General features: G+C 69.3%; 26 protein-coding genes and 1 tRNA gene. 12 read left to right on the top strand and 15 right to left on the bottom strand.

From position 1 onward, the window contains the following. Positions 1–212 precede the first annotated feature (212 nt). Genes D9598_RS02990 through D9598_RS03000 form a run of 3 tightly spaced genes read left to right on the top strand, consistent with a single transcriptional unit; the run spans position 213 to position 2583 of the window. A complete protein-coding gene (locus D9598_RS02990; RefSeq protein ID WP_198364893.1) occupies positions 213–1232 on the top strand; it encodes an acyl-CoA dehydrogenase family protein in 1020 nt (339 codons plus the stop codon). After that, positions 1223–1996: a PIG-L deacetylase family protein gene (locus tag D9598_RS02995; protein ID WP_198364894.1), complete on the top strand. Its 774-nt coding sequence runs from the start codon at positions 1223–1225 to the stop codon at positions 1994–1996. The genes D9598_RS02990 and D9598_RS02995 overlap by 10 nt, the downstream gene beginning before the upstream one ends. Beyond that, complete coding sequence (locus tag D9598_RS03000) at positions 1993–2583, top strand: SAM-dependent methyltransferase (protein WP_370591920.1); 591 nt, start codon at positions 1993–1995, stop codon at positions 2581–2583. The genes D9598_RS02995 and D9598_RS03000 overlap by 4 nt, the downstream gene beginning before the upstream one ends. Before the next feature lie 12 nt (positions 2584–2595). On the opposite strand, the gene truA is transcribed toward D9598_RS03000, so the two are convergent. From truA to def, 3 genes are read right to left on the bottom strand one after another with little or no spacing between them, the layout of a single operon-like run. Next, positions 2596–3360 (bottom strand): tRNA pseudouridine(38-40) synthase TruA, encoded by a 765-nt coding sequence (gene truA / locus D9598_RS03005; protein WP_198364895.1) that lies wholly within the window; start codon positions 3358–3360, stop codon positions 2596–2598. 4 nt (positions 3361–3364) lie between these two features. Continuing rightward, positions 3365–4285 (bottom strand): methionyl-tRNA formyltransferase, encoded by a 921-nt coding sequence (gene fmt / locus D9598_RS03010; RefSeq protein WP_198364896.1) that lies wholly within the window; start codon positions 4283–4285, stop codon positions 3365–3367. Next, positions 4282–4812 (bottom strand): peptide deformylase, encoded by a 531-nt coding sequence (def, locus tag D9598_RS03015; protein WP_198364897.1) that lies wholly within the window; start codon positions 4810–4812, stop codon positions 4282–4284. The genes fmt and def overlap by 4 nt, the downstream gene beginning before the upstream one ends. 141 nt (positions 4813–4953) lie before the next feature. Between def and D9598_RS03020 the strand changes: the two genes are divergently transcribed. From D9598_RS03020 to D9598_RS03030, 3 genes are all read left to right on the top strand, one after another. Further along, positions 4954–5427, top strand: a complete 474-nt coding sequence (locus D9598_RS03020; protein WP_198365019.1) for an Hsp20 family protein — start codon at positions 4954–4956, stop codon at positions 5425–5427. Positions 5428–5601: 174 nt separating this feature from the next. Continuing rightward, positions 5602–5844: a DUF1150 family protein gene (locus D9598_RS03025; protein ID WP_198364898.1), complete on the top strand. Its 243-nt coding sequence runs from the start codon at positions 5602–5604 to the stop codon at positions 5842–5844. A gap of 128 nt (positions 5845–5972) precedes the next feature. Then, positions 5973–6047 (top strand) — tRNA-Thr (locus D9598_RS03030). A 71-nt stretch (positions 6048–6118) separates the two neighbouring features. Here D9598_RS03030 and D9598_RS03035 read toward each other — a convergent pair. The 10 genes from D9598_RS03035 to D9598_RS03080 form a co-directional block, all read right to left on the bottom strand. After that, positions 6119–7024, bottom strand: coding sequence for a tyrosine-type recombinase/integrase (locus tag D9598_RS03035; protein WP_198364899.1), 906 nt, complete (start codon positions 7022–7024; stop codon positions 6119–6121). 142 nt (positions 7025–7166) lie between these two features. Next, positions 7167–7436, bottom strand: a complete 270-nt coding sequence (locus D9598_RS03040) for a helix-turn-helix domain-containing protein (RefSeq protein WP_198364900.1) — start codon at positions 7434–7436, stop codon at positions 7167–7169. A gap of 1 nt (position 7437) precedes the next feature. Beyond that, on the bottom strand, positions 7438–8589 hold the full coding sequence (locus tag D9598_RS03045; RefSeq protein WP_198364901.1) for a phage portal protein: 1152 nt from the start codon (positions 8587–8589) through the stop codon (positions 7438–7440). Continuing rightward, entirely contained in the window at positions 8589–9134 is a 546-nt protein-coding gene (locus D9598_RS03050; protein ID WP_198364902.1) for an HK97 family phage prohead protease, read from the bottom strand. The genes D9598_RS03045 and D9598_RS03050 overlap by 1 nt, the downstream gene beginning before the upstream one ends. After that, positions 9134–10423: a phage major capsid protein gene (locus D9598_RS03055; RefSeq protein WP_198364903.1), complete on the bottom strand. Its 1290-nt coding sequence runs from the start codon at positions 10421–10423 to the stop codon at positions 9134–9136. Before D9598_RS03055 ends, D9598_RS03050 begins: the two co-directional genes overlap by 1 nt. After that, entirely contained in the window at positions 10402–10728 is a 327-nt protein-coding gene (locus tag D9598_RS03060; protein WP_198364904.1) for a hypothetical protein, read from the bottom strand. Before D9598_RS03060 ends, D9598_RS03055 begins: the two co-directional genes overlap by 22 nt. 8 nt (positions 10729–10736) lie before the next feature. Next, positions 10737–11243, bottom strand: a complete 507-nt coding sequence (locus D9598_RS03065; protein WP_198364905.1) for a hypothetical protein — start codon at positions 11241–11243, stop codon at positions 10737–10739. 88 nt (positions 11244–11331) lie between these two features. Next, entirely contained in the window at positions 11332–12147 is an 816-nt protein-coding gene (locus tag D9598_RS03070) for a hypothetical protein (protein ID WP_198364906.1), read from the bottom strand. A 26-nt stretch (positions 12148–12173) separates the two neighbouring features. After that, on the bottom strand, positions 12174–12356 hold the full coding sequence (locus D9598_RS03075; RefSeq protein WP_198364907.1) for a hypothetical protein: 183 nt from the start codon (positions 12354–12356) through the stop codon (positions 12174–12176). Further along, on the bottom strand, positions 12353–12556 hold the full coding sequence (locus D9598_RS03080; RefSeq protein WP_198364908.1) for a hypothetical protein: 204 nt from the start codon (positions 12554–12556) through the stop codon (positions 12353–12355). The genes D9598_RS03075 and D9598_RS03080 overlap by 4 nt, the downstream gene beginning before the upstream one ends. A 179-nt stretch (positions 12557–12735) precedes the next feature. Between D9598_RS03080 and D9598_RS03085 the strand changes: the two genes are divergently transcribed. Next, positions 12736–13002 carry a helix-turn-helix domain-containing protein gene (locus D9598_RS03085; RefSeq protein WP_198364909.1) on the top strand — a complete coding sequence of 89 codons (267 nt, stop codon included), beginning with the start codon at positions 12736–12738 and terminating at the stop codon, positions 13000–13002. Between the two features lie 44 nt (positions 13003–13046). After that, a complete protein-coding gene (locus D9598_RS03090) occupies positions 13047–13259 on the top strand; it encodes a hypothetical protein (protein WP_198364910.1) in 213 nt (70 codons plus the stop codon). A 207-nt stretch (positions 13260–13466) separates the two neighbouring features. On the opposite strand, the gene D9598_RS03095 is transcribed toward D9598_RS03090, so the two are convergent. Both D9598_RS03095 and D9598_RS03100 read right to left on the bottom strand, forming a co-directional pair. Beyond that, entirely contained in the window at positions 13467–15086 is a 1620-nt protein-coding gene (locus tag D9598_RS03095; protein WP_232476818.1) for a phage/plasmid primase, P4 family, read from the bottom strand. Further along, the gene (locus D9598_RS03100) at positions 15086–16069 is read right to left on the bottom strand and encodes a toprim domain-containing protein (RefSeq protein ID WP_198364911.1); all 984 of its coding nucleotides are present in this window, start codon (positions 16067–16069) and stop codon (positions 15086–15088) included. The genes D9598_RS03095 and D9598_RS03100 overlap by 1 nt, the downstream gene beginning before the upstream one ends. A gap of 400 nt (positions 16070–16469) precedes the next feature. On the opposite strand from D9598_RS03100, the gene D9598_RS03105 reads away from it, so the two are divergent. From D9598_RS03105 to D9598_RS03120, 4 genes are read left to right on the top strand one after another with little or no spacing between them, the layout of a single operon-like run. Further along, the gene (locus D9598_RS03105; RefSeq protein ID WP_232476820.1) at positions 16470–16853 is read left to right on the top strand and encodes a Tat pathway signal protein; all 384 of its coding nucleotides are present in this window, start codon (positions 16470–16472) and stop codon (positions 16851–16853) included. A 10-nt stretch (positions 16854–16863) separates the two neighbouring features. Then, entirely contained in the window at positions 16864–17607 is a 744-nt protein-coding gene (locus tag D9598_RS03110; protein WP_198364913.1) for a MotA/TolQ/ExbB proton channel family protein, read from the top strand. Positions 17608–17612: 5 nt separating this feature from the next. Continuing rightward, positions 17613–18062 carry an ExbD/TolR family protein gene (locus D9598_RS03115; protein ID WP_198364914.1) on the top strand — a complete coding sequence of 150 codons (450 nt, stop codon included), beginning with the start codon at positions 17613–17615 and terminating at the stop codon, positions 18060–18062. A gap of 12 nt (positions 18063–18074) precedes the next feature. Next, complete coding sequence (locus D9598_RS03120) at positions 18075–18962, top strand: energy transducer TonB (RefSeq protein ID WP_198364915.1); 888 nt, start codon at positions 18075–18077, stop codon at positions 18960–18962. Positions 18963–18968: the final 6 nt, after the last annotated feature.

Consider the following 18968-nt stretch of genomic DNA (forward strand, 5'->3'; position numbering starts at 1 on the left):
GGCCGTCAAATCACCGTGGTGGCCCGGATCCTGTGACCTGAACGCGGTTTGCACGCGGGCGGGTGTCGCTTGGCGGGGAGCAACCAGACGGGGGCTGTGCCGTTGACGACAGACAGCATCAGAGGGCCAGCATGGACCAGTTCGGCCCATCCGCCGACGTGCTCACCTGTGCCGCGGAAGCGGCGCAGAGCGCCAGGGGCCTGGGAGAAGCTTTGGATCATCCCGGGGCCGATCCGCGACCCCTCATCGACATCCTGCAGCGGAACGGCCTTCTGGTCGCGGCGCTGCCTGCCCTGGAGGGCGGGCTCGACCTTGGCCTGGTGCCGCAGAGGAACAGCCTGCTGGCCGAGGTCCTGATGACGATCGGGCGCGGAAGCCTGCCGATGGGAAGGCTTTTCGAAGGCCACGTCAACGCCCTGGATCTGATCCATCGTTTTGGTGACGGGGAGCAGATGCGGCGGGCATCGGCCGATGTGCGCGAGGGGTGCCTCTTCGGTGTCTGGGCGACCGATGATCCCTCCCGGCCCTTGCGCATGACGGCGGAAGGGCGCCTGGAGGGGCGCAAGATCCTGGCCTCCGGCGCCGGGCGGCTCCTGCGTCCGCTGGTCACCGCGACGACGGAGGAGGGGGTCCGGCTGATCGCGCCCCGTCTGCGGCCGGGAGAGCGGAGCGAGGTCCGCAGCTGGACAGCGTCGGGGATGCAGGTCTCCGCCACGGGCTCAGTGGACTTCACCGGCATGATGACGCGGGAGGCCGACCGGATCGGCCCACCCGGCTGCTATCAGAAGGAGCCCTACTTCACCGGCGGAGCGTGGCGCTTCCTAGCGGTCCAGTGCGGCGGCGTGGAGGAACTGGTGCAGCTGATGCGGCACCATCTCCGCCGTCTGGATCGCGACGGCGACCCGCACCAGCGCCGCCGCCTGGGAGAATGCATGGTGGCTGCGGAGACGGCGCGGCTATGGGTGAGGAAGGCCGCGCTGGTCTATGGCTCGGCCGAGGAGGAGACGGTGCTGGCCTATGTGCAGCTGTCGCGCCACGCGGTGGAACGAGCGGCGCTGGATGTGCTCGAACGCGTTCAGCGGTCCATCGGCCTGCAGGCCTTCCTGCGCCCGAGCCCGGTGGAACGGGTGGCGCGCGATCTCGCCACCTATCTCCGGCAGCCCGGTCCGGACCGGGCCCTCGACAACGCCGCCGCCCTGGCCTTCGCCGCGGAGCAGGCCGGATGGCCGTGAAGCTCACCGCCACGGCCTTTCTCGAGCAGGCCGACGCAGCGCCGTTCGCAGGTCTTCCGGACATCGTCGGGGAGGGCGGGGTGGTCGTCCTGGCCCCGCATCCGGATGACGAGAGCCTTGGATGCGGCGGCCTTCTGGCCGAAGCCGCAGCCGCCGGTCGCGGTCTGCGGGTGATCTTCATCAGTGACGGGGGCGCCTCCCATCCCACGGAGGGGGCGGAGGATCGGGCGGCGCTGTCCCGGATCCGCCAGGCCGAAGCCCTCGAGGCGCTGGCCTGCCTCGGCGTACCGGCGTCGGATGCGGTGTTCCTCGGCCTCCCCGACGCCGCCGTGCCGGAGGCCGGCGCGGCATTCGACGCTGCGGTCAGTGCCGTCCGCGATGCGCTCCGATCCACCTCTGCCAGCGCCCTGTTGACCACCTGGGAGCATGATCCGCATTGCGATCACCACGCGGCCTGGGCCATGGCCCGGGCGGCCCTGACGGCAAGGCCGCCGGGAGCGCCGCCCTGCCGCCTCGTGCAGTACTCCGTCTGGGGTCATACCCTGCCGCCGGATCACGCCCTGCCGGGCCCGGCGCCGCAGGCCCGACGCCTGGATGTCCGGCGCCACCTTGCGGCCAAGGCGCGCGCGCTGGCCTGTCACCGTTCGCAGTTCGGGCAGGTCGCTTCGCTCGCAGCGGGCGGATTCCAGGTGGATGCCGCGCTTCTGGATCGCTGCATGCGGGATTTCGAGCTGTTTCTTCTCCAGGAAGGGGACCTGACGTGACCGGACGCCCGATGACCTCCCTCTCCGCCGCGTACTTCGAGGCGCTCTACGCCGCCGACCCCGATCCGTGGAAGTTCCTCACCAGCGACTATGAGGCCGCGAAATATGCCACGACTCTCGAGGCCCTGCGCGAGGAGCCTTATGAGCACGGGCTCGAGGTCGGCTGCTCGATCGGCGTACTGACCGGGATGCTGGTGCCGCATTGCCGCAGGCTGACCGCCGTGGACAGTTCGGCGCGGGCGGTGGCGGCGGCGCGGCGGCATTGCGGTCTGGTGCCCAGCCTGTCGATCCAGCGGCGCGAGGTGCCAGGGCAATGGCCGAACGGCCGCTACGACCTGATCCTGCTCTCCGAGGTGGTGTACTACTGGGATGAGCGCGACCTCGCCCAGGTGGCGTCGCTGGTCCGGCGGGATCTGATGCCGGGGGGCGATGTCCTCCTGGTCCACTGGATCGGCAACACCGATTATCCGCTCTCGGGCGACGCGGCGGTGGAAGCCTTCATCCAGCATGCCGCCGGCGTGCTCCAGCCGGTGCGGCAGGACCGGTATCCGGAGTACCGGCTCGATCTGTTGCGGCGTGAGGCCTGAGCGGACCGCCCGTCAATCCTGCCAACGGAGCGGCTGGGGGTAGCGGGCGAAGAGGAAGGTCAGCCCCTCGGCGGGGGCATTCTGCCCGGCCTTGCGGCGGTCGCGCCCATCGAGCAGTTCGCGGGGCCAGGAGAGGGGGCGGCGACCCAGCCCGACCTGGGCCAGCGTGCCGACCATGTTGCGCACCTGATGATGCAGGAAGCTGCGGGCCTCGGTCAGGACATGGATCTCCTCGCCCTGCCGCCGCACCTCCAGCCGGTCCAGCGTGCGCATGGCATCCTTCGCCTGGCAGGCGGCGGCGCGGAAGGCCGAGAAATCATGCCGCCCGAGCAACCCCTGCGCCGCCGCGTGCATGGCTTCGGCATCGAGCGGCGTCTGAACGTGCCAGACGCGCCCGGCCATGAGCGCCGGCCGGGCGCGGCGGTTGAGGATGCGGTAGCGGTAGCCCCGTCCGATGCAGGAGAACCGCGCCGACCAGTCCGGCGGCGCCAGGGCGGCGGCAAGGACGGAGACCGGATGCGGGCGGCTGTGGAAGTTCAGCGCGTCCCGGAGCCGGTCGGGGTGCAGCTCAAGGGCGATGTCGATCTGCACCACCTGCCCCTCGGCATGGACGCCCGCATCGGTCCGCCCCGAGGCCATGGTGGCGGCGGGCCGGCCAGCATTGAGCGGGGCGGCGGCCTCCTCCAGCACCTGCTGCACCGAGAGGCCACTGGCCTGCCGCTGCCAGCCCACGAAGGGTGTGCCGTCATACTCGACCAGCAAGGCATAGCGCGGCATGGGCTCAGTCCAGCACAGTTCCGCGCGGGAGGGGATAACCGCGCAGGAACGGCTCCGCGTCGAGAGCGCCACGGCCCGGCCGCTGCAGGCGGAGCAGGCGGAGCGCACCCTCGCCGCAGGCGATGCGCGGCGCCTCGTCAAGCACGGTGCCCGGGGGGGGCGCGCTCCCCAGAGGTTCGGCTCTGGCTTCCAGCACCCGGATCGGCTGGCCCTCATGCTGGAAGAAGGTGCCGGGCCAGGGATTGAGGGCGCGGACGCGGCGTTCCAGGGCGGTCGCCTCGCCCTCCCAGGACAGGCGGCCATCCTGCTTGCCGAGCTTGGGCGCGTAGGTGACGCCTTCCTCGGGCTGCGGACGGGCAGGGGGATTCCCGGCAAGGGCCTGCAGGATGAGGCGGGCGCCCATCTCCGCCAGGGCGTCGTGCAGGGCGGGCGTGGTGATGTCCGGCCCGAGGGGAAGCCGGCCCTCGAGAAGCATCGGCCCCGTGTCGAGGCCCTCCTCCATGCGCATGATGGTCACGCCGCTCTCGGCGTCGCCGGCCAGGATGGCGGACTGGATGGGGCTCGCGCCACGCCAGCGCGGCAGCAGCGAGGCATGGATGTTGAGGCAGCCGCGCGCCGGCGCATCCAGCATGGGTTTCGGCAGGATCAGCCCATAGGCGGCGACGACCGCGGCATCCAGCGCCAGGGCGGCGAAGGCCTCGTGCTCCTCCGTGGCGTGCCGCAGCCGGGAGGGGTGCCGCACGGAAAGGCCAAGCCGCAGGGCCTCCCGATGGACCGGGCAGGGCAGCTCGCGCTGGCCGCGCCCGGCCGGCCGGGGCGGCTGGGTATAGACGGCGAGGATCTCATGGCCCGCGGCATGCAGGGCGCGCAGGGCCGGCACCGCGAAGTCCGGGCTGCCCATGAAGGCCAGGCGGAGCGGCCTCATGAGTCGCGCGCCCTGGCCTTCAGCTCCTTCGCCAGCTTGCGCAGCATCATGTTGCGCTTCAGCGCCGAGAGGTGATCGACGAAGAGGACGCCATCGAGATGGTCCAGCTCATGCTGGATGCAGGTGGCGAGCAGCCCGTCCGCGGTGATCTCCCGCTTGCCGCCCTCCAGATCCAGCCAGCGCAGCTTGACCTTGGCGGGCCGGGTGACGTCGGCATACTGGCCCGGGAGCGAGAGGCAGCCCTCCTCCCGCGTCGCCAGTTCCTCGCTGGCGGCGACGATCTCCGGATTGACCAGCACCATCGGGTCCGGTTTCTCATCCGGTTGAAGGTCAATGACGACGAGGCGCAGGAGATCTCCGACCTGCGGCGCGGCGAGGCCGATGCCGGGGGCCTTATACATCGTCGCCAGCATGCGGGGCGCCAGGGCGCGCACGGCATCGGCATCCTGGGGGCCGACGGCGCGGCACTTGGTCCTCAGCCTGGTGTCGGGAACCAGCAGGATCGGCAGGAGATCGGTTTCGGGCATGGGGAGGCTGCTGTAGCGGGGGCCGGTCCGGTGTTCAACCATTGCCCCTTGCATATGGCCCCGCTTTGCCCAAATTATCGGCAGAAGCCGGGATGCTTCGGGTTCCGGCGAATGCTCGCTCAGCTTGAGGGGTTTTCCGCCATGTCTCGCTCGTCGTTGTTCGGCTCGCCACTGTTTCTGGGCTTCGATCATCTGGAACAGATGCTCGATCGCGTGGCGAAGAACGCCGATGGCTATCCGCCCTATAATATCGAGCAGACCGGCGACAACCGCCTGCGGATCTCCTTGGCCGTCGCCGGCTTCAGCATGGACGACCTGCACATCACGCAGGAGGACAACCAGCTGGTGGTCCGGGGCAAGCAGCGCGACGAGGCGGAAGGCCGTGTCTTCCTGCATCGTGGCATTGCCGCCCGGCAGTTCCAGCGGGCCTTCGTCCTGGCCGAGGGCATCGAGGTGGAAGGTGCGTGGCTGGACAATGGCCTGTTGCACATCGACCTCCAGAGGCCGCAGCCCGAGGTCCGCGTGAAGTCGATCCATATCGGCACGCGCGGCGCACAGGGGGGAAGGGCGGTGGTGAACGGGGCGATCGATAAAAGCGCCGATACCGCTGGTTGAGGTTTAACGGCGGCGCGATCGCTCCGGTATTGTGAAGAGCCGGGACGAATAGGGTCGCTTCCCTTGCCCCGCCGGCGCGTTGTTCCCGCAGACTGACATGATACGCAATCCGCGTCCGGTTCGAACCGGACGCAGGCCGGGCCCCTTCAGGGACGGCGAAAGGAGATTCCTGCCATGAATAAGGAAGGACACATTCGGCCCTATGCCGCGGCGGACGTGCTCCGGCATCTTGCCCCCGCGGAATGGGCGCGCTTCGGCGCGGAGGATATCGCCTATATCCGTCCCATCCTGCTGAACGGCACCCCGGCCGTCGCCATCCATGCCGCGGACGGCACGCAGATCGGCGCGGCCCCGGATACCAGCCTCGCCACGGCGGCGATCCTTCAGCATGAGATGTTGCCGGTCCTGGTGCACTGATCCGTGCCTGTGAGAGCTGCACCCTCGCCAGGCTCGCCAGGGTCTGGCGGTCCGGCCGGGCAAAAAGCGTGTCAGGACGCCGGGATGGAGTTGCCCTGGGTGGCGGCAGAGGCTAGATAGCCGCCGCGGCCGACGTAGCTCAGCGGTAGAGCAACTGATTCGTAATCAGTAGGTCCCCGGTTCAATCCCGGGCGTCGGCACCATAATTCCAATGGCTTAGCCGGAATTAGCCCAGCCTGTTTCCCACTTTTTCCAAAAGTGTTTCCCAATCGGTTCAGGTTTTGGGCTTGGAGCGGGTGTCCGCGCGCTCCAGCCGCCTGACCGCCGCAGCCGCCATCCGACCGTTCCGAGGGATGTAGGTTTCGAGGATGGCCTGGGTGGTTTCGATGTCGTGGCCGCTGACGGCCGCGATCTCGATGGCCGTCGCCCCGGCCTCCGCCAGCCGCACCATAGCCGTGCGCCGCAGGTCCCGGTTCTGCAAACCGTCCAGCCCGGCCGCGAGCGTCACCCGGCGCCACTCCTTGCGGAAGGCATCGGCGTCCCAGGGCAGGCCCTTGGCATCCGTCAGGATATGCGTCGAGCACCTCGGCGCTGCGTCCAGGGCCGCGCGGAGGGTGGCATGGGCCGGGACCTCCACCAGCGCCCCCGTCTTCCTCTGCCGCAAGCGGATGATCCCGCGCTGGTACTGCGCCCAGGTCATGTTCAGCACGTCGCCCTGGCGCTGTGCCGTGAAGGCATGCACCAGATAGGCGAGCCGCATCTCGGGGCCGGCGTGGGCCAGGAAGGCTTGCTCCGCCTCTGCGCTCCAGACCTGATGCCGTGGCCGCACCGTGAGTTGGCGAGGACGAGCGGCGGGGTTCGCCGGTAGCAGCTCGCGGTCCGCCGCCCAGCCCAGCACCAGGCGCAACACCCGCAGCAGGTAGTTCGCCTGATGCGGCGTCTCCTGGAACCGATCGCGGATCGCGTAGACAACCTCGCGGTCGATATCGGCGATGGGGAAGGGGCCGAGGATGCCTTCGAGGCGCCGCAGCAGGGCGGCATAGTCCCGCTGGGTCTTTTCCCGCAGCTCCGTGAACTCGGGCGCTTCCTTGTACCGCTTCACCAGATTGGCGAAGGTGCCGTCGATGGTCTCCGGGGGCCGTTCCTCGGTGCGCTCGTTGCAGCGCTTCAGCGCCGCCATGAACTCCGCCGAATCGGGCGTGCCGGGGAGGCGGGTTCCATCATCCGGAGCGCCTGGCCGGCGGTAGTACCAGTACTCCCGCCGCCAGATCGTACCATCGGCGCGCCGCCGCTCGCGGACCTGCCGTTTGACGTAGCGTATCTCAAGCCGAACCACGGCGGATGGCCTCCAGGATCGCGACCTTGCCGGGCGCGGGGGCCGCTTCCTCGCTCAGGCCGGAGAGCCGGTCAAAGTGCCGGTCCAGCGCCACGCGATCCCACACCACCCGCCGCCCGAAGCGAACCGGCGGCGGCAACTCGCCGAGCCGGACCCGCGTCTTGAAAGTATCCTTGCAGATGCCGCAATAGGCCGCCGCCTGTTCCGTCGTCAGGCAGCGTGGCGGCAGGGAGGTGGGAAGGGCGCTCTCTCGCACGTCACGCCTCCGGACTCTGTTGGGCGCGCGGGTTCCACCCCTCGATCTCCCGGATCTCGTCGGGGTCGAGGATGCCGGCATCCACCGCGATCTTATGCGACTGCCAGCGCGCCTCGGCGTCGGCGCGCATCAACGCGGACAGGTCCATCTCCAGCATGCAATCCGCGCTGCCCGGCCCGAAGACGCTGCGCTCGAATTCCGCCTCGATCTTCCGGGCCCAGGGAGCCAGGCTGAACTGCGCGAACCAGCGCCCGGCCTCTCGCGAATTTGTGAAAGTGCCGTGGCTCAAGTCCTGCACAATCGGCGGCGGCACTTGGAACAGACGGCACAACTCTTCCACGGAGAAGCGGCGGCTGGCCAGCAACTCGGCATCCTCCGGACTGATGGACGCATTGTTGAACCGGAAGCCGCCCTCCAGCAGGGGCAGGCGGCCGAGCTGTATCGCTTCGCGGATCTTGCTGACCCACCGCTCCGCGTCGTTGCGCTGGGTTTCGGTCATGAAAGACGGGGCCTCGATGAAACCCCGCGCCCATAGGCCGCCCGAATATAGCTTGTTGACGGCGGCGTTGGCGGAGATGGCGATGCCCAACACCTCCGGCGCACGGCTGATGCGGGAGCGCCCGACGATGCCGTCATCGCTGCGGTCGCGCAGGTGGAACACCTCGCCTTCCAGCAGCCGGCGGCGCGGCCCGTTCGCCGGCGCAATGTCGTAGGCGATGCGCCCGCTCGGCAGCACCACCACGCTCACCAGCGGCCAGGGAATGGGCACCAGGGCCGTGGCTCGCCCGGCGGCATCATACTGGATCTCGGCCAGCGCGTTGCCGTGCAGCAGCGCCTGGGCCATCAGCCATTCGAGCAGATCCGGCCAGGACTGATGGCTGTTCGGTCGACGGACCAGACGGGCCACCGGATGGTCATGGAGCTCCGTCCGGCCTCCGGGCGCCTTGCGGTAGACATAGGCCGGCAGGCTGGCCATGACGCTGGCCACCGCGCCAACGCAGGCCGTGACGGTCGCCAGGTTCTCGGCCAGCCGCGGGCTGACATGCCCGGCCCCCGGCGTCTGCGCGATACCGAAGAAGCGACGAAAGTTCTCGTAGTCCAGCGCCCGCGTCTCAACCGGGCGCCGGAGAATACGAGAGAGAAGGCCGGCCATCACAGCGCCTCCATCATCGCACGGCGCAGGCGGGCCAAGGTGTCGGAGTGGTTCATGCTGCGGGCGCGGGCCGAGACCGTCGTCTGCGTATAGGCAGGAAATGCGGTCACGACGCTGATCTCGACCAAATCCACCGCGCGCAACTCTCGCCGGTCGCGCGCCGGCCACGCCTCGTCCTTGACGCGAAAGCCGAAGGACATGCCGCCCAAATCGCGGCGCTCGGCCAGGGCCAGCACGTCGCAGGCGAGTTGGGTGGTGGGCATGTCAACTTCGAAGTGAAGGCCCTTGGCATCCTCTTCCAGCCGCAGCGTGCCAGAGCTGGTGCGGGCCAGCAGGCGGCCGGGATCGTGATCGACCAGGGCCAACACGTCCGCTTTCGTCAGGAGAGCGGCCCGGAAGGCGCCAGGCCGGATCACCTCGACAAACCCGCCGATCTGGGCGGGAGCGTCGAAGCAGGCCGCGTAGCCTTCCAGCCGGCGGCCGGAGGCGCGCAGCTCGACGGCTGCGCGGTGCTCCAGCCCGTTGGGGAAACGGGCGGCGCTCATCAGGCGGCGATGTCCCTGATGGCGGCGAAGGACTGCGCGTAGCGGACCGTCGCATCCATCGAGACCATGCCGCGCACCTGCACATTTCCTTTCGAGTAAGCAACGCTTTCGAATGGATTAACCAGAAGGTCGAATTCCGACCAATATCCTAGCAGCAAATCGGACCAGTTGCCGTAGATCAACGCCGAGAGGTTCGTGCCGGTGCCCTTCGTCAGCGCGCTGGGCACGTTGTTGGTGACGGCCAGCATGCCGCCCTGGAACACCGTGGAGAGGCCGAGCGGGACATTGGTCGTGTCCTTCATCTTGGCGGCCTGCCTGCGAACCCTCGTGTTGGTCACGAAGGCCATGCTGGCGCCGGTCACGTTGGCGTCGTCCACCATGCCTTGCAGATCGGCCACGGCATCGAAGGTCAACACGCCGCCATTCGTGCCGAGCGACACTGAACCGATGCCCGGCGTATTCAGCACACCCAGCGGCTCAGGCGCGACGCCGCTGCCATTGATCGCCGCGCGGTCCACCTCGGCGGCCAGCACCGCGGCAAAGTCGGCGCGGACCAGCGTCTCGATATCCGGCGAGGATTGCAGCAGCATGTTGCGGCTGAATTCGGTACGGGCGCCGACATGCTTGGGCGTCAGGCTCACCTGCCCGAAGGCCATGTCGCTGGTCGGGATCGCCTGGTTCTCATTCACCCAGGCCGCAGTCGCGTCTTCCTTCAGGCGCGGAATGGCGACATTGCCGACCAGCCCGGACAGCACGCGGGCGCCGAGCTGGCGCACGACCAGGGCGTTGCGCAGCAGGTCGATGTACTCGCCCGGCCGGTAGTCGGTCGCGATCAGATTGCTGCCAGGGCCCGCCGCCGGCGCGGTGCTGGTGATCACGCGCTGCTCCACCGGCTGGTGGAAGACGCTCATCGGCACGGCCATGCCCATGAAGGAACGGCCGGCGCGGCGGGCGACCTCTTGCGACAGCTCGCGTTCGCGGCCGGCATCCACGTTCAGGTTCGGCACCTGGCTGGCGATGGCGCGGACCAGGGAGAAGGATCGCATCTCGCGGTCCAGGTTCGCATCGCCGGTGCCATTCACCGGCTGGCCGGCGGCGCGGCGGTCGAGATCGTCGAGCATGGCCTGGCGGCGCTCGGCGTCGGTCACGCGCAGCGCCTCCGCCTCCAGCGCATCGGCGCGGGCGCGCGTCTCGTCCGGCAGCGCGCCGTCCGGGTGCTTGTCGAGAATGTCGCGCAGCTCGGCGCGGATGGCTTCGCGGCGAGAGATCAGGTCACGGATGGACGGCATTCGCTGGCTTCCTGTTTGGAGGATGCCTTTGCGAAGGGCAGTTCAGCGAGGCCGGTCCCGGCCAGGGCGCGATAAGCGGCAAGCGCGCTCTGCAACAGCGCTTCGCGTGCTTCACGGTCAACCAGAACGATGCGGTTCCGGCCGTAATTCGGAATGTAGACCCGGGGTTCGCCGTTGCGGGTGACCACCAGCGCGGCATGGGTGAGGCGGATCGCACCATAGTCGATGCCCATCGTCGCAATCACCGCATGGTCGGCGCCCATCTGCGGCGCGGTGTAGACATTCATGCGGGTGACACGGAACATTGGCATCGTCATGCCAGTCCGAGCCCGGCGCGCACGGATTGGTAGATCCGGTTCACCACGATGGCGCTGACTGTCTCACGTGGCAGCTCGTACCAGAGCAGGTCATGGAGAAGGGTGCGCTCCGGGCGAACATTCATCACGCGGCCGGCCGCCTCGCCCGGATACCACGCCAGCACCGTCAAACCTTCCTCGAACAGCTTTCCCGGCTCGCGGGCCGGAGTGTCCGGAAGAGGTCCTTCCCCAAAGTCCGTGAAGGCAGCCGCAATCAGCGCGGCCTCGCGCGGACGAAGGCCGGTCCTGGCGATCTGGTTGGTCAGGGCGATCTGCAGGGTGCGCACGAAGCTGAACAGCAGGCCCCCGCCGCTGGCGATCTGGTCTCGCTCACCCTGGTTCAGCAACACCACCTGCGGCTGGCGCGAAACCCAGTTCTTGAGCGTGTCGCCGGAGATGCCTGCCGCAGCGCAGACCTGCGCTGACGTGTAGCGGTTTACGAAGTCCTGATTATCGACGCTCATCAGCTCATCCCCTTCACAGCAGGCAGTGTAGGCCAACACCGGACTTGGTGCAAGCCCACACCCTTGCAAGAAGCCATTTATTTCTGCGTCACCACCCCATCACGCGATGCACCTGCGGGAAGTTGCGAGCCAGATCAGCACGCAGGGAGGTCGCCACCTCTCCCTCTGGCCCGGCCGGATGAAGGTTCTCCATCTCCCGCAACACAACGGCAGCCTTCAGCACCAGGCCGAGAGGATCGCGCGCGGGCAGGGCCGCGATGCGCGACAGCGCCGCTTCATACTCGGCCGTGGCGGCATCGGCCCTAGCTCGCTCGGGCGTGCCTGCATCGTTCAGCAGCCGGAAGCAGGGTTCCAAAGCCGCAACATAATGGCGAGTAGCAACGTCCAACTCGGCCAGCAGCGCGACGAAGGGCGACACGGTCGGGGGAGCGAAGCCGGGAGACAGGATGTCGCAAGCCAGCGAGTCCATCACGGCATCCTCAGGTCCCCAAGGTTCCCCATCGCGTGAGCGCTGAACCTTCGTCAGCGCGACAGTGGCCTTCGCCTTGGCACCTTCGGCCGTTCGAGCGGGACGGGCCATGATGTCGAAGAGCAAGCCCCGCATCACGCGAGCGCTGATGCTCCGCGCCTCGAAGAGGGCATCCTCGGTGGCCCGGTCGCCGCGCTCCTCGGCGGCGAGTTCACCCGCCAAATCGCGGTTGTAGGTCTCTTCCAACGCCATGTAGCGGCGGCAGAGGTCGAGCAACTCGGCGTCGGGGTTCTCGCCTTCCGGGGCGAAAATGTGCCGGCCGGGCACATTCCCCCCCTTCGAGGGGGAAACCTCATCGTGGGAATTTCCCATATTGGCCGCCGAGGCCGCAGGCAGGGCTGGCGCCAGCAAGGCGGGGGCGATCATGGCCGTCATGGCTCTTCTTCTTCCAATCGAGGCCATCAGATCATCCCTGCCCAGGTGCCGAAGCTGATCGACAAGACAGTCATGGCCCAGGCGAAAGCACGGAGGCCGCGGTCACCGCCTGCCGCAGGGTCGGGCAGGCGCTGGAGGGCGGAGAGGGGCGGCAGGTCGCCGTTGGCCAGATAGGCCAGGGCGACGTGGTGGCGGGACGGGCGGATCATCGGCCGGCCTCCCGGCCGCACAGCACCAGCGGCAGGCGCTCGGGCAGTTCGGCCTCGGGCTCGCCGTCCGCATCGGGCTCCAGGTCGGGATCACCGTCCAGGGCATCGGCCTGGGCCAGCAGGATCTCCACGCGGTCGAGGAGGTGCTCGATCTCGGCGTGGATCTCGCGCTTCTTCTCCAGGAGGTAGGCGACCACCATCGGCCGGAGGGTGGATCTTCTTCTGCTGGACGCACTAATGGCGTCGGGGGTATGGGCGCGCGTAGCCATAGCCAGCTCCGTTCACGAGCGGGTTGCGGTCAGGCCGGGCGACGGTGCTTCCAACACCTTGCTCGGCCGCATTCCTTGTGGAACGGCGCTATTGATGACATTGTGCGACTATGGGCGCAAGCAAAAATGTCATCGTTGGTGCCGTGTTGCCTGCGCAGGTTCGCGCAGCACGTGGATTGATCGGCTGGTCGCAGGAAGAGTTGGCTGAGGCCAGCGGCATACCTAAGCGCACCATAGCAAGGCTGGAGTTGGCCGAGGGCTCACCTCAGCAACGGACGATAGCCTCCATCCGCTCCGCCCTGGAGGCGGCCGGGGTCGAATTCATCGCAGAGAACGGCGGCGGGGCGGGAGTTCGGTTGAGGAAGTCTGCGCTCTAACGCGGATCGGCGCGGAACTCCGCGTGGCGCAGGAGTGGGGCGAGGTGGCGACGCAGAATAGAGCCGGCGCCAACATTCCAAACGGTGTCCAAACTTCGGACACCGTTCCTTCCACCCTCCCCGAGATCGGTATCCCGAGTCAGCGGGCCTCCGAGATGAAGCGCCTGGCTGAGGCGGGCGAGGATCGCATCCGCGCCGAGGTCGACGCCGCCACGACCCCTGCAAAAGATCAGTCCAGACGGCCTCTAACCATCTGATAGTGGTATCTTTGTTTCCCAATTTCGCGGGTACGAAGATTTGCTGAGGGGTGCGGTCTAGGATTTCCAGCCCTGAGCGATTTTCAATCGGCTGGCGACGAAAGAGGAGAGGGGGGGGGAAGGGTGGGGAAGGGTATTCTGGTTCCCGGCCCATGCGCGCGCGTGAGCGCTTCATGCTTTTGACCCTTCCCCACCCTTCCCCCCCCCTTATGGCTCGGTCCTGCTGCTGCGCAGGCCGATGCCGCGCACCCAAGGCGTTCCGTTGTTCTTTGCGTAGCGAAGGGACGGCATTCGCTCGATCAGGCTGCGCAGACGCCGATTGTCCGCGATGGGCTCACCGTTCTCCTGGCACCAGTCCTGGAAGGAGTGCAGCAGCGCGGCCGGGCGGGTGCTGAGGCTGGGCTCGATGATGCAGCACTCGGCCAGCCAGCGGCCGAAGTGATCCTGCGCCTCGAAGTACTCCGCCGTGGCCTCGGTCACCGCATGCGGCTTGCTCAGCCCCTCGCGCTGCCAGGCGAGGCACCCCTCGACCATCCAGCGCAGGATGCCGGGCCACTCCTGCCGCAGCTTCTCCGCCAGCTCGCGGTCGGGCTGGGCGGGCCGGTGCAGGAAGGGGATGATGTTGAAGCGCCGCCGCGCCGCCTCATCCACGTTCTTCAGCGCCGGCTTGTGGTTGCCGATGATGGTCAGCTTGAACTGCGGCCGGAACTCGAAGAAGTCACGCCGCATGAAGCGCGCGGCCAGCACGTCGCCGCCCGTCATCTGCTTGATGCGGCTCTCCGCCCAGGCCCGGCCTTCCTCGGTCTCGCTGGCGGTCACCAGCCGGGCGCCGCGCAGCATGGCCAGCTCGGTCGGGTGCCGGTCGTTGTGCGAGGCGGTGAAGGTCTCCATCGGCGCCGTGCGGGCGTAGTCGCCCAGGATGCCGGACAGGGCCGAGATGAAGACGCTCTTGCCGTTGCCGCCGCCGCCATAGACGAAGGCCAGGGCATGCTCCCGCGTGTCGCCCGTCAGGCAGTAGCCGGCCCAGAGCTGGAGGAAGCGCACCAGCTCGGCATCGCCGCCGGCGGCCTCATGCAGGAAGGCCAGCCAGGCCGGGCAGGCGGCCGTCAGGGCCGGCGCCACGGCCGTGGCCTTGGTGATGCCCTCCGCCTGCCTGGCCGGGCGCAGGCGCCCTGTCCGCAGCTCCACCGTGCCACCGGGCGTGCCCAGCAGCCAGGGATCGGCATCCCAGGCCGAACTGACCACGGCCATGCCCTCGTCGGCCTGCGCGAAGCGCTCCACCCCGGCGGCGAAGGCGGTGCGGCCGGTGACGGCACGCGTCTTGAACTCGGTGCGGCGGTTCAGGCTGGCGACCAGGCGCCGGGCCCAGGTGAAGGCGAGCTTGGTCTCGTTCTGCTGCCAGCGGGCGCCGTCCCACATGAACCAGGCGCCGGTGTGGTGGCAGTAGCGCAGCCGATTGCGGAACCGCCGGGCGAACTCATCCGCCACGCCGTGTTCCGTCAGCTCGACATCGGACGGCATCTCCTCGGCATCGGGCAGGGGAGGCGGCCGGCGGCGCGGGGGGAGGGTGGTGATGCTGGCGCCCGCAGCCGCGAGCCGTTGCTCGGGAGAGGGCGGCGCCGGATCGGCGGCCGCCGCGACCGCCGCGACCGGCGGCGGTGCGGCCTTCTGTCCCGCCACGGCACGGGCCAGCTTCTCGGCTTCCTTCCGCTTGCGGTAGGCGCGCAAGCTCTCGCCCTTGCGGCGACGGCCTCCGTTCCTGCCGTTCTCCCGTGCCGCAATGGCCTTGCGCGACAGGCCAGCAGGCGTGGCGTCCTGGCCTTCCATCAGCCGAGCCTCCGCGCCGTGTCGTCGAAGTCCTCGCCGGGCGGCGCCAGGCACAGCGTCACCTCGCGGCCGGCCTCCTGCCAGCGCTCGGCGCAGTCCGCGGCGGCCCGCTGCCCGGCCGGATCGCCATCCGCGAAGACGGTCAGCGCCTCGATGCCCGACAGCACCGGCAGGCGGGCGATGCCGCCCGCGCTGGTGGCCGCCCAGACTGGCGACCAGCCGAAGCCCTGCATCACCCGCAGCGCCGTCTCGATGCCCTCGGCCACCCCCAGCGCGGCGCCCACCTCGGCATCGGGCACCAGGCGGATGAGGCCGGCATGCCCGGCCATCATCTTGGCCTGGCCGGGCGCCTTGCCGCCGCCATCGGGTTGCAGAAAGGTCCTGTGCACGCCGCAGGGCTGGCCGGTGGCCGGATCGGTCATCAGGGCCAGCATGGCCGGCAGGCGCTCCGCACCGCGTGGGCAGGCCGGATGGAAGCGCAGCGGCGCCCCGGCCGGCAGCGTCAGGCCACGCGAGGCCAGATAGGCGGCCACCAGCGTATCGGCGGCCGGCTGGCTCTCCCGCCAGAGCTGGCGGGCCAGATCCAGGGTGCCGGAAGCGGCGGGGCCGTTCGGCGCCACGGCGCGGGGCAGGGGCCGGCGTTCCGCCGGGCTGATGCCGAGCCAGCTCACCGCCCAGGCATAAGCCTCCCGCATCGAGCAGCGGCGCAGGTGCGCGACCAGGCCCAGGGCATCACCGCCACGCCCGGCCTCATGGTCGTACCAGCTCCCGCGCTCCGCCCCCTGCACCACCACGGCGAGGCTGCCATGCCGGCCGAAGCGCCAATGCCGGCCCGTTTTGCTGCTGGGCTTGGCGCCGGTTAGCGTCGTGGCGAGATCGCCGACTGAACCGGAAAGGGCGGCCAGACAGTCATCTAGTCTGGTACGCGAATCGTCGCTGCGATATGTTCCCGGTGCTGCAATTCGTTCGTTGATTTGACCCATTTCATCACCGCCTTGCAGCGGGAAACAGGTTGGTCTAACCGACTGAATTTATTGAAATTATTGGCCTGACCTATCGCATTCGTAATCAGTAGGTCCCCGGTTCAATCCCGGGCGTCGGCACCAGACGCCTCCAGCCCTTCGACGATGCCTATGCATTCCAGGCTGCCTTCTCCTCATGGGAGAGGCGGCCTTTTTTGCTATGTGCTGCGCGGGGCGGAGCGTGGCCGACATGTTGCAATAGGATGGGTGACGCCTGCTAAAGTGAGAGTCGTTCGCATTGCAAGCGCCTCTCAATGTCGGCATAAGCCATCGCAACTGCGAAGGGGTCATCATCCGCATGTCGCTGCGCCGGATCGCGTCCGCTCTCCTCCTGACACTCGGTGCCATGATGCCGCTGACCTTGAGCGCCCAGGAGACGGCACCGGCGAAGGCGTCGCCCATCGGGCTCGAGCTCAACAGGCTTGAGGCGCGGTCCGAGGGATGCCGGGTCTGGCTGGTGCTGCGCAACAGCGCGCCGGAGGCCATCGACCCCCTGCGGCTGGACCTGCTGGTCTTCGGCAAGGATGGCGTGATCGCCCGGCGCCTGGCGCTGGATGTCGGTCCGCTGCCGGCCGATAAGACCATGGCTCGCATCTTCGACCTTTCCGGCCAGGCCTGTGACAGCGTCGGCTCCCTGCTGCTGAACGACCTGATGGCTTGTGGCCCCACCACCGAGACCCGCGCCGCCTGCCTGCCGCGACTGTCTCTCGCCTCGCGCGTCGATGGCGTTACCTTCGAGAAGTGAGTAGGCCGCAATGAACCCGACCGATCCCTCCGCCGCTGCCGCCCCCTTGCCCGAGGCCCTCCCGGCGCTTCACGTCCCGGACATGTCCCTGCTGGGGCTGTTCCTGCAGGCCGATTGGGTCGTCAAGGCGGTCATGATCGGCTTGGCCCTGGCTTCGGTGGTCTGCTGGGCGATCATCGTGGAGAAGTCCCTGGTGATGCGGCGGCTGCGCGGCGAGATCCGGCGGCTGGCCGAGATGGCGGCGCCGCAGGCTCCGGTGCCGGCCGTGCAGGGCGAAGGCCTGGCCGCCTCCGTCATCCGGGCGGGGACGCGCGAGTGGCGCGATAGCCGGGAGCAGGGCGAGAGCCGCTTCGAGTACCGCCATCGCATGGAGCATGCCATGCGCCACGCCCTCGGCGGCGCCCTGCGGAATGCCGAGCCCGGCCTGCCCTTCCTGGCCACGACAGGCGCCGTGGCGCCCTTCATCGGCCTGTTCGGCACGGTCTGGGGCATCATGAACAGCTTCGCCGGCATTGCGCAGAGCAATGACACCAGCCTCGCCGTCGTCGCGCCGGGTATCGCCGAGGCGCTTTTCGCGACCGCGATCGGCCTGGTCGCGGCGATCCCGGCGGTCATGGCCTACAACCGCCTGCTGGTGCGCCTGAACCGCCTGCGCCATGAGGGACAGTCAGCGATCGCGGATTTCGCCGCCAACCTGTCCCGCCGGCCGGCGACGACGGGCGGCTCGGTCCGCGCGCACGCGGCCGCGGAGTAAGCCGCATGGCCTTCGCCGGACCCAGCCAGAGCTCCGAGGACGGGGACAGCCTGCCCATGGCGGACATGAACGTGACGCCCCTTGTCGATGTCATGCTCGTGCTGCTCATCGTCTTCATGGTCGCGGCCCCGATGATGGTCGTCGGCGTCCCTGTGGAGCTGCCGAAGACCGCCGCGCCCCGCGCCGCGGCGCAGCGGCCGCCGGTGGTGCTGACGGTGGCGGCCGATGGCAAGACCTTCATCCGCCAGGAGGAGGTGCCGCTGGCGGAGCTGGTCACGCGGCTGCGCGGCTTGCATGAGGAGGATCCGGAGGCGCCCGTCTATGTCCGGGGGGATCGTTCCGTGCCCTATGGCGAGGTCCTCCATGTGATGGGCCGCATCACCCAGTCGGGCATCACCCGCGTCTCGCTGATCGCCGAGGCGGAGGCCGGGGCCGGCGTCGTCCAGGCGCGCTGACGGAAGAGTGCCATGACGACGATGACGTTGAGCGGGCCCCGGGCGCTGGGTTGGGGCGCCTCGGCCCTTCTGCACGGCGGCGCCGTGGCCTTCCTGATGTTCGGCCTGCCGAAGCATGAACCGCCTCCGGCGGTCGTGCCGCTGGAGATGATCGCGGCCCCGGCCATACCGGAAAGTGCCACGGACACGCCGGCCGAGGTCACGGAGCCGACCGAGATGGTGGCCGCCGAGGCCACGGCCCAGGCGGTCGAGCCGCCCCCGGTCGAGAGCGTGGTCGCGCCCGAGATGGCGGTGGCCGAGCCGCCGCCGCCGGAGCCGGTGGCGGAGCCGGAGGTGGTGGAGGCCACGCCGCCGGACGTCGTGCAGCCGCCGGAGCCGGAGACCGCGCCGATCCTGGAGACCGAGGTTCCGCCGCCGCCACCCCCGCAACCCCCGCCGCCGCCCCAGCCCGCACCGCCGCCGCCGCGGCCGGTCCCCCGGCCGACTCCGCCGCGCGAGAGGCCGGTCGCGCCGCAGCCGACGGCACCGCAGCGCACCGAGGCCCCGCCGGCGCCGGTGACGGCCGCTCCGCAATCGGGCGGCGCGCCGGCCAGCACGGCGCGCCGGGCCGCCGGACCGCCGGCGAGTTATACGGACAGGATCGTCGGCGCCCTCAACCGCGCCAAGCGCTATCCGAACCGGGCGCGCCTGCGGCGGATCGAGGGGCGGGTGATGCTGACCTTCACCATGGCGCCGGATGGCAGCGTGATCGCCTGGCGCATCACCGGCAGCAGCGGCGACGCGGATCTGGACCAGGAGGTCGCAGAGCTGATCCAGCGGGTGCGGCTGCCGCCCTTCCCGCCGGAGATGGGCACGGCGCCGCAGCCGATGACGGTACCGATCGTCTTCAGCCTGCGCTGATCGGTA

It is taken from the genome of Roseomonas sp. KE0001, from assembly GCF_016107285.1.
Taxonomy (GTDB): Bacteria; Pseudomonadota; Alphaproteobacteria; order Acetobacterales; family Acetobacteraceae; genus Pseudoroseomonas.

Coding starts and splice junctions, on each gene's coding strand:
- D9598_RS03110 (WP_198364913.1), top strand. CDS start 16,864: ATGAACCCGACCGATCCCTCCGCCGCTGCCGCCCCCTTGCCCGAGGCC.
- D9598_RS03060 (WP_198364904.1), bottom strand. CDS start 10,728: ATGTTCCGTGTCACCCGCATGAATGTCTACACCGCGCCGCAGATGGGC.
- truA (WP_198364895.1), bottom strand. CDS start 3,360: ATGCCGCGCTATGCCTTGCTGGTCGAGTATGACGGCACACCCTTCGTG.
- D9598_RS03035 (WP_198364899.1), bottom strand. CDS start 7,024: ATGGCGGCGCTGAAGCGCTGCAACGAGCGCACCGAGGAACGGCCCCCG.
- fmt (WP_198364896.1), bottom strand. CDS start 4,285: ATGAGGCCGCTCCGCCTGGCCTTCATGGGCAGCCCGGACTTCGCGGTG.
- D9598_RS03045 (WP_198364901.1), bottom strand. CDS start 8,589: ATGGCCGGCCTTCTCTCTCGTATTCTCCGGCGCCCGGTTGAGACGCGG.
- D9598_RS03050 (WP_198364902.1), bottom strand. CDS start 9,134: ATGAGCGCCGCCCGTTTCCCCAACGGGCTGGAGCACCGCGCAGCCGTC.
- D9598_RS03025 (WP_198364898.1), top strand. CDS start 5,602: ATGAATAAGGAAGGACACATTCGGCCCTATGCCGCGGCGGACGTGCTC.
- D9598_RS03065 (WP_198364905.1), bottom strand. CDS start 11,243: ATGAGCGTCGATAATCAGGACTTCGTAAACCGCTACACGTCAGCGCAG.
- D9598_RS03080 (WP_198364908.1), bottom strand. CDS start 12,556: ATGGTGGTCGCCTACCTCCTGGAGAAGAAGCGCGAGATCCACGCCGAG.
- D9598_RS02995 (WP_198364894.1), top strand. CDS start 1,223: ATGGCCGTGAAGCTCACCGCCACGGCCTTTCTCGAGCAGGCCGACGCA.
- D9598_RS03115 (WP_198364914.1), top strand. CDS start 17,613: ATGGCCTTCGCCGGACCCAGCCAGAGCTCCGAGGACGGGGACAGCCTG.
- D9598_RS03055 (WP_198364903.1), bottom strand. CDS start 10,423: ATGCCGTCCATCCGTGACCTGATCTCTCGCCGCGAAGCCATCCGCGCC.
- D9598_RS03075 (WP_198364907.1), bottom strand. CDS start 12,356: ATGATCCGCCCGTCCCGCCACCACGTCGCCCTGGCCTATCTGGCCAAC.
- D9598_RS03070 (WP_198364906.1), bottom strand. CDS start 12,147: ATGACGGCCATGATCGCCCCCGCCTTGCTGGCGCCAGCCCTGCCTGCG.
- D9598_RS03020 (WP_198365019.1), top strand. CDS start 4,954: ATGTCTCGCTCGTCGTTGTTCGGCTCGCCACTGTTTCTGGGCTTCGAT.
- def (WP_198364897.1), bottom strand. CDS start 4,812: ATGCCCGAAACCGATCTCCTGCCGATCCTGCTGGTTCCCGACACCAGG.
- D9598_RS03085 (WP_198364909.1), top strand. CDS start 12,736: ATGGGCGCAAGCAAAAATGTCATCGTTGGTGCCGTGTTGCCTGCGCAG.
- D9598_RS03095 (WP_232476818.1), bottom strand. CDS start 15,086: ATGGAAGGCCAGGACGCCACGCCTGCTGGCCTGTCGCGCAAGGCCATT.
- D9598_RS03100 (WP_198364911.1), bottom strand. CDS start 16,069: ATGGGTCAAATCAACGAACGAATTGCAGCACCGGGAACATATCGCAGC.
- D9598_RS03120 (WP_198364915.1), top strand. CDS start 18,075: ATGACGACGATGACGTTGAGCGGGCCCCGGGCGCTGGGTTGGGGCGCC.